Source organism: Azohydromonas sediminis (assembly GCF_003574675.1).
GTDB classification, from domain to species: domain Bacteria; phylum Pseudomonadota; class Gammaproteobacteria; order Burkholderiales; family Burkholderiaceae_C; genus Calidifontimicrobium; species Calidifontimicrobium sediminis.
In genome coordinates this window covers 1-10,952 of the sequence record NZ_QOAZ01000056.1, presented here as the reverse complement: position 1 = coordinate 10,952, position 10,952 = coordinate 1, and the positions used below count along the sequence as shown (strand labels likewise).

Sequence of the window (10,952 nt, the reverse complement as noted above, 5' to 3'; positions counted from 1 at the left end):
TCGACCCCGCAACGAGCGCGGTGCTCGTCGATGAAGGCGTTCACTTGCGGTGATGGCGGTCGAGCTCCGCCTGGGCGAAATATGCGCTGGCCAACATCAGGATCTCGTTGGTCTTGCGCAGTTCGCGCACCTCGCGCTCGAGTTCCTTGATACGCTGCTGCTCGGCCGTCGTGGTGCCAGGCCGCACGCCGCTGTCGCGCTCGCCTTGGCGCACCCACTTGCGCAGCGTCTCGCCCGTGCAGCCGATCTTGCTGGCGATCGATTCGATCGCCGCCCACTGCGACGGGTACTGGTCCTTGGCGTCGAAGACCATGCGCACTGCACGCTCCTGCACCTCGGGGGAAAACTTCGGGGACTTCCTCATGATGACTCCATTCTCAATCGAAGGAGCCTCCTCAAAATCCGGGGCGGTTCAGCATGCCGCATCGGCCAGACGACCAGCGTACCGGTTGGCGCCCGGCATCAAGGGTTCGCTTCGCCGCTTCGCGCCCTTGACCCCGGCCGCCAGCCAAGACATCACCGAATCCACCCACACGGAATTCAAGAGAGGCACAATTCATACCAACGCTGGCGTCTATTGACGTTCCGGTAAATGATAGACGCTTCAGAACGCCAACTCGGCCTGCTTCCAGAAGGCGCGCACCAGTGTCGGGCGGCGCTGCATGGACATCAGCCGCCGACGCGCGAAGTCTCTGACTTCGCCGATGTCCTTGGCGCAGAAGTTGGCGATCTCGTGCTTCTTCAGGTAGGCCCAGATGGTCTCCACCGGATTGAGCTCGGGCGCATACGGCGGCAGCGCGGCGACCACGACGTGCCCGGCTTGCCACTCGAGCCAGCGGCGCACGATGCGGCTGCGATGGATGGCCGCCCCGTCCCAGATCACCAGCAGCTTGCGCGCGATCTGGCGCTTGAGCGCGGCCAGGAACTGCACCACCTGCTCGCTCTTGACGGCGCCGTCGAAGAAGCGGAAGTAAAAGCGCCACCAGCTCAACCCGGCGATGGCCGACATCTGGCTGCAGCTGAAGCTTTGCTGGATCACCGGGGTGTGCCCGCGCCTGGCCCAGGTGCGGGCGAGGGGACACCTCTGCGACAGCCCCGACTCGTCTATGAAGACGATGGTTCGGCCCTCGCGGCGAGCTTTTTTGAGCCCGGGCCAGGTCTGGCGCTTCCACCTCAGGATCGCCTGCTCGTCATGCTGCATGGCGCGCTTGTCGCGCTTTTGCGGCGAGAAGCCCAGGTCGCGCAGCAACTCCCAGCAGCCGGTCTGGCTGTACGCGACGCCGAACTCGCGCTCGATCACCGAGCGCACCCGCTTGACCGTCCACAGCTCGGTGGCAAAGCCCGCCTGCAGCGCACCGGCCACGAGCAGCCGCGACAGCGCCTCGCGCTGCGCGGCGTCCAGCCGTTTGGGCCGGCCCAGCGGCTTGGCCTTGAGCCTGCCCACCGCGCCGTTGGCCTCGGCCAACTGCCGCGTCCACACGCTGACGGCCTGCCGCGAGACACCCAGCTCGCGCGCCACCTCGGCCTGCGGCACCTTGCGCTTGAGCATGCGCGCGCCGGCGATGCGCCGCGCTTCGATGGCCTGCAGATCCCGCTTCTTTCCCATGCGTGCACTCGGGCAGATACACTGCCGCTTCAACGCACGAGGGTACCTTGCGGTTGTCAACCATTTAGCGGTCTCTCAATAGGAACCTGCCTTATTCATTGACCGACCGATATTGGTTTTTATTCCGTGCCCGATGCTGTTCACATTTTTTTCATGCAGTCTGGTATCGCTGGCTGTCATATTCCTGCTGCGACCGTTGGCGACACGCCTCGGGCTGGTGGACGTGCCTGGTGGTCGCAAGCGGCATGACGGGCACGTACCGCTGATCGGGGGTGTCGGCATCTTCGCGGCGCTGCTGATCGGAGTGGGGCTGGCACCCGGAGAAGACCGGGCCCCTTGGCTAATGGCCGCCTGTGGGCTGTTGGTCGCTGTAGGCGTCGTGGACGACCGTTTCGACGTGCGCGCCCGCGTACGATTGGTGGTCCATCTGGCGGCCGCCGCTGTGGCGGTATGGCTGGTGGACGCCAACGATGCGCTGACGCTCGGTCGCGCCTTCGGCACGCCGCAGCCGCTGACGTTGTTCGGCACCTGGGCCATGGCTGTCGGAATCGTCCTGGTCGGCGGCGTGATCAACGCGTTCAATATGGCCGATGGCATGGACGGGCTGGCGGGCACGCTCGCAATGGTCGCGTTTATGAGCATGGGTGTCTTGGCCGCTGCGGCAGCAGACGGCACACTGCTGCAGGTTTGCATTGCGATGTGCGGCGCCATCAGCGGATTCCTGGCAATCAATTTCCCACTGCGTCGCACACGCCGCTGGCGGGTGTTCCTGGGCGATGCCGGCAGCACCTTGTTGGGCTTCGTTGCGGCATACGTCGGCTTCGGCCTCAGTCAGGGCGCTGACGCCCGCGTGGCCCCCGTCACGGTACTGTGGCTGGCCGCTGTGCCGGTGGCCGACCTATTGATCACGATGTCACGGCGTGCACTGCAGAAGCGCTCGCCGTTCCGCCCAGACAGGGGGCACTTCCATCATCAGCTGCTCGATGCCGGCTTGACTCCTCCAGCAGCCCTGGGCCTGATGACCACGGTAGCCGTCGCGTTGGCGGCCGCGGGGCTGGGGATGCACTGGCAGCGCGTATCGGAGACGACGCAGTTGGTGGGGTTCTTCGCGACGACAGCCGCGATGGCCTGGGCGGCCGCGCGGGCACCGCGATGGGTGCACTGGACGCCAGTAGCCTGGCGTCGCGATACTCTGGTTATGACGAGTCCGTCCCCCTAGCGGCACCGCCGTTGCGCCGAGGCGGCTCCGGGTGGGAAGCGGTAATGGTAGGCCGTGCTGGGATCGAACCAGCGACCAAAGGATTATGAGTCCCCTGCTCTGACCACTGAGCTAACGGCCCGTCGGGCGGCGATCGTAGCGCCTGTGCGCGCGACTTCGCCACTGCGCACCGCACCCCTGCAAGGAACGCGGGCCTGCCGTCGTCGCCGCGACGGCGGGCCGGCACTGTGTTCGGCAAGGCGGCCGCGTGAAGCGGCCGCCGCACTCACTTGCCCGACTTGAACTGCTGGAACACGCGCGTCTGCACGCGGCGCGCGTCGTTGGGCAAGGTCCTGGGCACCGCGAGCTTCTTGATGTCGGCCTCCGACAGGAAGATCGTCGGGTTGTTGGCCAGCTCGGGCTTGACGAACTGCTTCGACGCCGGGTTCGGGTTGCCGTAGAAGACCTCGTTGGTCAGCGACGCGTGCACCTCGGGGCGCAGGATGTAGTTGATGAAGGCGTGCGCGGCGTCGACGTTCTTCGCGTCCTTCGGGATCGCCATCGTGTCGATGAACATCGTCGCGCCCGCGGGCGGGATCAGCGGCTTGATCGTGAACTTCTGCTTGGCCTCGGCGGCACGCGCGTTGGCGATGTTGAAGTCACCCGAGTAGCCGAGCGACACGCAGATCTGGCCCTGCGCCATGTCGTTGATCGGGCCGGGCGAGAAGATGCGCGTGACGTAGGGGCGCGCCTTCATCAGCACGTCACGCGCGGCGTCGTAGTCCTTCGCGTTGGTGCTGTAGCCGTCCTTGCCGGCGTAGATCATCGCCACCGGCACCACCTCGCTGGCCGAGTCGAGCACGTGGATGCCGCAGCTCTTGAGCTTGCTCGCGTACTCGGGCTTGAAGATCAGGTCCAGCGGGTTGGCCGGCATTGGCGTGCTGCCCAGCGCCTCCTTGACCTTCTGCTCGTTGATGCCCACCGTGACGAAGCCCCACAGCCACGTCACGAGGTACTTGTTGCCCGGGTCGGCCTCGGCGAGCTTGGCCTGCAGCGCCGGGTCGAGGTTCTTCAGGTTCGGGATCTTGGCCGGGTCCAGCGGCTGGAAGATGCCGCCCTTGATCTGCTGCGCGGCGAAGTGGGCGCTCGGCACGACGATGTCGTAGCCGGTGCGCCCGGCCACGAGCTTGGCGTGCAGCGTCTCGTTGCTCTCGATCGTCGCGTCGTACTTGACCTTGATGCCCGTTTCCTTCTCGAAATTGGCGATCACGTCGGGGCCGATGTAGTCGGCCCAGTTCATCACGTTGAGCACCTTCGAGCCCTGCGCGAACGCGCCGGAGGAAACGCCGGCCGCCAGCAGCACGGCGGCACACAGGGTCGACAAGCGGGAGATACGGGCCATTGGGGCTCCTCGGGTGGGCTGGACGTCGATGCTGAAACGGTGGGGCACTCAGCGGGGTTGACCGAAGCCGCGCAGACCGGCGCGCGCCGTGGAAGTTCCGTGCGCCGGCGCGCGGCGCGCAGTATGCCCAAGGCCAGGCGCGGAAGTCGCGCCTGTCGCGCCGGTGCGACGCACCGCGGGCGCGCCGCGTCAGGCGCGGTGGTGCGACAGCGCGTGGCTGACCAGCCGCGACGTGATGTCGACGATCTGGATCATGCGGTCGTACGGCATGCGCGTCGGGCCGATGACGCCCAGCGTGCCGACGACCTCGCCGTCGACGACGTACGGCGCCGACACCACCGACAGCTCGTCGAACGGCACCACCCCGCTCTCGCCGCCGATGTAGATGCGCACGCCCTCGGCGCGGCTCGAGACGTCGAGCAGGCGCATCAGTTCGGTCTTGCGCTCGAACAGGTCGAACAGCTTGCGCAGGCTGCCGAGGTCGCTGCCGAAGTCCTCGACCTCGAGCAGGTTGCGCTCGCCGCTGACGACGACCTGCTCGGTGCTCTCGGCGAGCGCCTCGCTGCCGGCCTGCACCGCGGCCTGCATCAGCGCGGCGATCTCGCCGCGCAGCGCCTCGATCTCGGCCTTCAGCCGCTCGCGGATGCCGTCGAGCGTGAGCCCCGCGTAGTGCGTGTTCAGGTAGTTCGTCGCCTCGACGAGCTCGGACTGCGTGTAGTCGCGCGCGGTGACGATGACGCGGTTTTGCACCTCGCCGTCGGCATCGACCAGGATCACCAGCACGCGCCGCTCCGACAGGCGCAGGAACTCGATGTGGCGGAACACGCCGGCCTTGCGCGGCGCGGTGACGACGCCGACGAAGTGCGACAGGTTCGACAGCACCTGCGCGGCCTGCGCGATGACGCGCTGCGGCTGGTCGGGCTGCACCTGCTCGCGCACCGCGGCCAGGCTGGGCTCGATCTGCGCCAGGTCCAGCGGCTTCGCGGTGAGCATCGTGTCGACGAACAGCCGGTAGCCGCGCGCGGTGGGCACGCGCCCGGCGCTGGTGTGGGGGCTCGCGATCAGGCCGAGGTCCTCGAGGTCGGCCATCACGTTGCGGATCGTCGCCGGGCTCAGCTCCAGGCCGCAGGCGCGCGACAGCGTGCGCGAGCCCACCGGCTGGCCGTCGGCGATGTAGCGTTCGACCAGGGTCTTGAGCAACATGCGGGCGCGCTCGTCGAGCATGTTTTTCATTGTAGTGACAAGGGCTTGCGCGCGCCGGCGGGCCCCGCGCCGGCGCCGGACCCTATGGTGTAATCGTCCGCATGGCGACGCGCTTCCGTCACGCCGCGCTGGTCGGGAAGTACCAGGCCCAGGGCATCCGGCCGGTGCTCGACGACATCGCGCAGTTCCTGATCGGCCTCGGGCTCGACGTCACGCTCGAGGCCGACACCGCGCTCAACACGGGGCTGGCCGACTATGCGTCGGCTGCGGTCGGCGAGCTCGGGCGGCGCTGCGACCTCGGCGTCGTCGTCGGCGGCGACGGCACGATGCTCGGCGTCGCGCGCGAGATGGCGCGCCACAACCTGCCGCTGGTGGGCATCAACCAGGGGCGGCTGGGCTTCATCACCGACGTGCCGGTGGGCCAGTTCCGCGACGCGCTGGCGGCGATGGTCGCCGGCGACTACGAGGAAGAGCACCGCGCGATGATCGAGGGCGGCGTTTGGCGCGACGGCGAGTGCATCTTCAGCGAATTCGCGCTCAACGAGGTCGTCGTCAACCGCGGTGCCACCGCCGGCATGGTCGAGCTGCGCGTGACGGTGGGCGACGAGCTGATGGCCAGCCTGCGCGCCGACGGGCTGATCGTCGCGACCCCCACCGGCAGCACCGCGTACGCGCTGTCGGCCGGCGGGCCGATCGTGCACCCGGCGATCGCCGGCTGGGTCATGTGCCCGATCGCGTCGCACACGCTGAGCAACCGCCCGATCGTGCTGCCCGACCACGGCGAGATCGGCATCGAGATCGTCGCCGGGCGCGACGCCTCGCTGAATTTCGACATGCACCGCCTGGCCAGCCTGCTGCATGGCGACCAGGTGCGGGTGCGCCGCTCGGCGCACAAGGTGCGGTTCCTGCATCCGCCGGGGTGGAGCTACTACGGCACGCTGCGGCGCAAGCTGCGCTGGTATGAGTAGGCTCCCCCCCGAAGCGCCTTCGGCGCTCCCCCCCAGGGGGGCGCCGCCAGCGGGCCGGCGAAGCCGGACCCGCGGCGGCCGCTTGGACGTTCGCCATGCGCGAGCCCGCCGTCGGTTTCCTGTCTGGCATTGACATGCTGCGGCGGCTGGTTCTGCGCGACTTCGTCATCGTCGAGGCGCTCGACCTCGAGTTCGGGCCGGGCTTCACGGTGCTGACCGGCGAGACCGGGGCCGGCAAGTCGATCCTCGTCGACGCGCTGCAGCTCGCGCTCGGCGCGCGCGGCGACGCCGGCGTCGTGCGCGAGGGCGCGGCGCGCGCCGACATCGGCGCCGAGTTCGACACCCCGGCCGTGCTGCGCGGCTGGCTCGACGAGGCCGGCTTCGCCGCCGACGACACGCTGCTGCTGCGCCGCGTGATCGACGCGCAAGGCAAGAGCCGCGCGTGGATCAACGGCAGCCCCGCGACCGTCGCGCAGCTGCGCGAGGCGGCCGACTTCCTCGTCGAGATCCACGGCCAGCACGCGTGGCAGAGCCTGACACGGCCGGCCGCGGTGCGCGCGCTGCTCGACGCCCAGGCCGGCGTCGACACGGCGGCGCTCACCGAGCGCTTCGCCGACTGGAAGGCGGCCACCGACGCGCTCGAGCGCGCGCGCCGCGACGCCGGCAGCGCCGAGCGCGAGCGCGAGCGGCTGGCCTGGCAGATCGGCGAGATCGAGCGGCTGGCCCCGGGCGCCGACGAGTGGACCGCGCTCGAGGCCGAGCACCAGCGCCTCGCGTACGCGCAGTCGCTGCTCGACGCCGCGCGCGCGGCCCAGACCGCGATCGACGGCGACGACGAGCTGCCCGGCGCCGACGCGCTCGCGCAGCGCGCCATCGACGCGCTGCGCGACGTCGCCGCCTACGACGCACGGCTGGCGCCGGTGATCGAGGTGCTGCAAGGCGCTCAGGCGCAGCTGCAGGACGCCGCGCACACGCTGGCCGGCTACCTGCACCACACCGAGCTCGAACCCGACCGCCTGGCCGAGCTCGACGCGCGGATGTCGTCGTGGCTCGCGCTGGCGCGGCGCTTTCGCCAGCCGCCGGCCGAACTGCCGGCACTGCTGGAGGCGTGGCGGCGAGAGCTCGCGGCGCTCGACGCCGCGGCCGACCTCGACGCGCTCGACGCCGCCGTCGCGCGCGCCGAGCGCGCGTGGCGCGACGAGGCGCAGCGCGCCAGCGCCGCACGCCGTGCCGCGGCGCCCGCGCTGGCCGACGCCGTCACGCAGGCGATGCAGCCGCTGGGCATGGCCGGCGGGCGTTTCGAGGTCGCGCTGCTGCCGCAGGACGCACCGCAGAGCTACGGGCTCGAGACGGTCGAGCTGCGCGTGGCCGGCCACGCCGGCAGCACGCCGCGGCCGCTGGCCAAGGTCGCCTCGGGCGGCGAGCTGTCGCGGCTGGCGCTGGCGATCGCGGTGACGACGGCGCGCCGGCGCGGCGCCGACGCGGCTGCCACGCTGATCTTCGACGAGATCGACGTCGGCATCGGCGGCGCGGTGGCCGACACCGTCGGGCGGCTGATGAAACAGCTCGGCGGCGAGCAGCAGGTGCTCGCCGTCACGCACCTGGCGCAGGTCGCCGCGTGCGCCGACCAGCACCTCGTCGTGCGCAAGACGGGCCGCGGCGGCGCCACCGTCAGCGAGGTGCAGCCGGTGTCGGGCGAAGCACGCGTGGCCGAAATCGCGCGCATGCTCGGCGGCGCGCACCTCGAAGGCGCCGTCGCCGGCACAGGGCTGCAGCATGCGCAGGCGATGCTGCAGCAGGCCCAGCAGGCGGCCGCATCGCCGGCGCCGGCGGCGCCGCGACGCAGCGCGCGCGCGCGCTCCTGAACCGCGATGGACGAGCGCACGCCGCCGCCCGCGCCCGCCGCCGCGCAGCGCGAAGTCGTGCTCGTGACCGGGATCTCGGGCTCGGGCAAGTCGGTCGCGCTGCACGCGCTCGAGGACGCCGGCTTCTTCTGCGTCGACAACCTGCCGCCCGAACTGCTGCGCGAGTTCCTGCGCCTGGAGTCCGAGCGCGGCGTGCGCCGCGTCGCGATCGCGGTCGACGTGCGCACCAGCGGCTCGCTGCCGCACCTGCTGCCCCTGCTCGAGCAGCTGCGCGCCGAGGGCGTTGCGATCCGCTCGCTGTTCCTCGACGCCGACACCGACACGCTCGTGCGGCGCTTCTCCGAGACGCGCCGCCCGCACCCGCTCGCGCCGCCCGGCGGGCACGAGGAGCGCGCGCTCGTCGACGCGATCGAGGTCGAGCGCCAGCTGCTCGCCGGGCTGCGCGAGGCCTCGACCGTCATCGACACCAGCCAGCTGCGCCCGGCACTGCTCGGCGCGTGGGTGCGCGACCTCATGCAGGCCGGCGCGCGCGGGCTGACGGTGGTGTTCCAGTCGTTCGCGTACAAGCACGGCGTGCCGCGCGACGCCGACCTCGTGTTCGACGTGCGCGTGCTGCCCAACCCGTTCTACATCCGCGAGCTGCGCCCGCTGACCGGCCGCGACGACGCCGTGGCCGACTACCTCGAGGCGCAGCCCGAGGTCGTCGCGATGCTGCAGGACATCGAGGCCTACCTGCGCCGCTGGCTGCCGGCGTTCGAGAACGACCAGCGCAGCTACCTGACGGTGGCCATCGGCTGCACCGGCGGCCAGCACCGCTCGGTGTACTTCGTCGAGATGCTCGCGCGCCGCATCGGCGCCGAGCGGCAGGCGCTGGTGCGCCACCGCGAGCTCGGGGTCGCGACGTGAGCGGCGCAACCGCCGAGCTGCCGCTGTTCCCGCTGCGGCTGGTGCTGTTCCCCGGCGCGCGGCTGCGCCTGAAGGTGTTCGAGGCGCGCTACCTCGACCTCGTGAGCCGCTGCCTGCGCGAAGGCAGCGGCTTCGGCGTCGTGTGCCTGCGCGAGGGCGGCGAAGTGCGCAGCACCGAGACCGTGCGCTTCGAGGACGCCGGCACACTGGCGCGGCTCGACGAGGTCGACGCCGCGCAGCCCGGCATCCTGCACGTGCGCTGCACCGGCACGCGGCGCTTCGAGCTCGCGGGCACCGCACGCCAGCGCGACGACGGGCTGTGGGTCGCGCCGGTGCGTGAGCTGCCCGACGACCCCGTCGTCGCGCCGGCGCCGGCGATGCACGCCACCGTGCGCGCGCTGGCCAACGCGATCGGCGCGCTGGCGCAGCAGGGCACGAAGCCTTTCGCCGAGCCGCACCACTTCGACGACGCCGGCTGGGTCGCCAACCGCTGGTGCGAACTGCTGCCGGTGCCGCTGCGCGCGAAGCACAAGCTGATGCTGCTCGACGACCCGCTCGTGCGGCTGCAGCTGGTCGACGAGTTCCTGCGCCAGCGCGGCGTCGTCAGCGGCTGAGGCGGCGCTTCAGCCGCCGGCCAGCAGCCGCCGCACCGGCGCCGGCAGGCCAAGCGCCTGCGCCTGCCCGTGCTCGACCCAGCGCCCGGGGCCGGCGGCTGCGCGCAGCGCCTGCTCGACGGCGTCGCGCTGCGACGCCGCGAGCCGCGCCGGCAGCGTGTGGTGCAGCGGCTGCAGCTCCCAGTCGAAGTGCGTCAGCGCGTGCTCGATCGGCGTGAGCCAGTGCGCCTCGCCCGGCCAGCCGGCCGACAGCGCCGCCAGCGCATCGGCCGACGCGAACTCGGGCAGGCTCCACAGCGACGCCCACACGCCGCGCGGCGGGCGCTGCACGAGCCACAGCCTGCGGCCCTGCGCGAGCCACAGCAGCGCGTGGCGGCGCCGCCCGCGGCGGGCGCGGCGCGTCTTGACCGGGTAGCGCTCGGGCCGGCCCTCGGCGCGAGCGACGCAGCCGTCGGCGAGCGGACAGGCGCCGCAGCGCGGCGCGCGCGCGGTGCACACCGTCGCGCCGAGGTCCATCAGCCCCTGTGTGTAGACGTCGACGTCGCTCGCCGGCAGCAGCGCCTGCGCGCGCTGCCACAGCGCGCGCTCGGCGGCCGCGCTGGCAAGGTCGTCGCCGAAGCCGAGCGCGCGCGTGAGCACGCGCTTGACGTTGCCGTCGAGGATCGCCGCGCGCTCGCCGAAGCAGAACGCCGCGATCGCCGCCGCCGTCGAGCGGCCGATGCCGGGCAGCGTCGCGAGCGTCGCGCTGTGGCGCGGGAACGCGCCGCCGTGGTCGGCGACGACGACTTGCGCGCAGCGGTGCAGGTGGCGCGCGCGGCTGTAGTAGCCGAGCCCGCTCCACAGCGCGAGCACGTCGTCGAGCGGCGCCGCTGCGAGCGCCGCGACGTCGGGAAAGCGCGCGAGGAAGCGCTCGTAGTAGCCGAGCACCGTGGCCACCTGCGTCTGCTGCAGCATCACCTCCGACAGCCAGACGCGGTACGGGTCGCGCGTGCGCTGCCACGGCAGGTCGTGACGGCCGTGGCGCCGCTGCCACGCGACGACGCACTCGGCGAAACCCGCTTCGAAGGAGGTGGGCGGTGGGCGGCGGCTCACGCCGGCTCCATGTCGTTTCGTGTGGAACGCGACGCCGTCATTTCGGCATCGCCGGCACGAATGGGCTGGCCGGCAGGTGCCTGAGCTTGGACAGGCGC

The 10,952-nt window shown here is 71.3% G+C and carries 9 protein-coding genes, 1 tRNA gene, 1 pseudogene and 1 other annotated feature; of the genes and pseudogenes, 5 read left to right on the top strand and 6 right to left on the bottom strand.

Going from position 1 to position 10,952, the window contains the following annotated elements; genetic code table 11:
- Positions 1–86: a sequence feature (AL1L pseudoknot), on the bottom strand. This feature is flagged as partial in the annotation.
- Both DRV96_RS17140 and DRV96_RS17135 read right to left on the bottom strand, forming a co-directional pair.
- A pseudogene (locus tag DRV96_RS17140) lies at positions 1–364 on the bottom strand (transposase); the annotation flags it as partial. (Overlaps the previous feature by 86 nt.)
- 240 nt (positions 365–604) lie before the next feature.
- Positions 605–1,606 carry an IS630 family transposase gene (locus DRV96_RS17135; protein ID WP_119293419.1) on the bottom strand — a complete coding sequence of 334 codons (1,002 nt, stop codon included), beginning with the start codon at positions 1,604–1,606 and terminating at the stop codon, positions 605–607.
- Between the two features lie 133 nt (positions 1,607–1,739).
- Here DRV96_RS17135 and DRV96_RS17130 point away from each other — a divergent pair, with 133 nt between their 5' ends.
- Positions 1,740–2,825 (top strand): MraY family glycosyltransferase, encoded by a 1,086-nt coding sequence (locus DRV96_RS17130; protein ID WP_119293417.1) that lies wholly within the window; start codon positions 1,740–1,742, stop codon positions 2,823–2,825.
- A gap of 45 nt (positions 2,826–2,870) precedes the next feature.
- On the opposite strand, the gene DRV96_RS17125 is transcribed toward DRV96_RS17130, so the two are convergent.
- The 3 genes from DRV96_RS17125 to hrcA all read right to left on the bottom strand — a co-directional run bounded on the left by DRV96_RS17125 (position 2,871) and on the right by hrcA (position 5,430).
- A tRNA-Ile gene (locus DRV96_RS17125) sits at positions 2,871–2,946 on the bottom strand.
- A gap of 144 nt (positions 2,947–3,090) precedes the next feature.
- A complete protein-coding gene (locus DRV96_RS17120) occupies positions 3,091–4,206 on the bottom strand; it encodes a polyamine ABC transporter substrate-binding protein (protein ID WP_119293415.1) in 1,116 nt (371 codons plus the stop codon).
- A gap of 189 nt (positions 4,207–4,395) precedes the next feature.
- Positions 4,396–5,430, bottom strand: a complete 1,035-nt coding sequence (hrcA, locus tag DRV96_RS17115; RefSeq protein WP_119293413.1) for a heat-inducible transcriptional repressor HrcA — start codon at positions 5,428–5,430, stop codon at positions 4,396–4,398.
- A gap of 80 nt (positions 5,431–5,510) precedes the next feature.
- Here hrcA and DRV96_RS17110 point away from each other — a divergent pair, with 80 nt between their 5' ends.
- From DRV96_RS17110 to DRV96_RS17095, 4 genes are all read left to right on the top strand, one after another.
- Positions 5,511–6,377, top strand: coding sequence for an NAD kinase (locus tag DRV96_RS17110; protein ID WP_119293411.1), 867 nt, complete (start codon positions 5,511–5,513; stop codon positions 6,375–6,377).
- A 134-nt stretch (positions 6,378–6,511) separates the two neighbouring features.
- The gene (recN, locus tag DRV96_RS17105) at positions 6,512–8,242 is read left to right on the top strand and encodes a DNA repair protein RecN (RefSeq protein WP_119293423.1); all 1,731 of its coding nucleotides are present in this window, start codon (positions 6,512–6,514) and stop codon (positions 8,240–8,242) included.
- Between the two features lie 6 nt (positions 8,243–8,248).
- Complete coding sequence (gene rapZ, locus DRV96_RS17100) at positions 8,249–9,148, top strand: RNase adapter RapZ (RefSeq protein ID WP_119293409.1); 900 nt, start codon at positions 8,249–8,251, stop codon at positions 9,146–9,148.
- Positions 9,145–9,762: an LON peptidase substrate-binding domain-containing protein gene (locus DRV96_RS17095; protein WP_235823462.1), complete on the top strand. Its 618-nt coding sequence runs from the start codon at positions 9,145–9,147 to the stop codon at positions 9,760–9,762. The genes rapZ and DRV96_RS17095 overlap by 4 nt, the downstream gene beginning before the upstream one ends.
- Positions 9,763–9,771: 9 nt before the next feature.
- Here the strand turns inward: DRV96_RS17095 and mutY are convergent, their stop codons facing one another.
- Positions 9,772–10,854: an A/G-specific adenine glycosylase gene (gene mutY, locus DRV96_RS17090; protein WP_119293407.1), complete on the bottom strand. Its 1,083-nt coding sequence runs from the start codon at positions 10,852–10,854 to the stop codon at positions 9,772–9,774.
- Positions 10,855–10,952 lie beyond the last annotated feature (98 nt).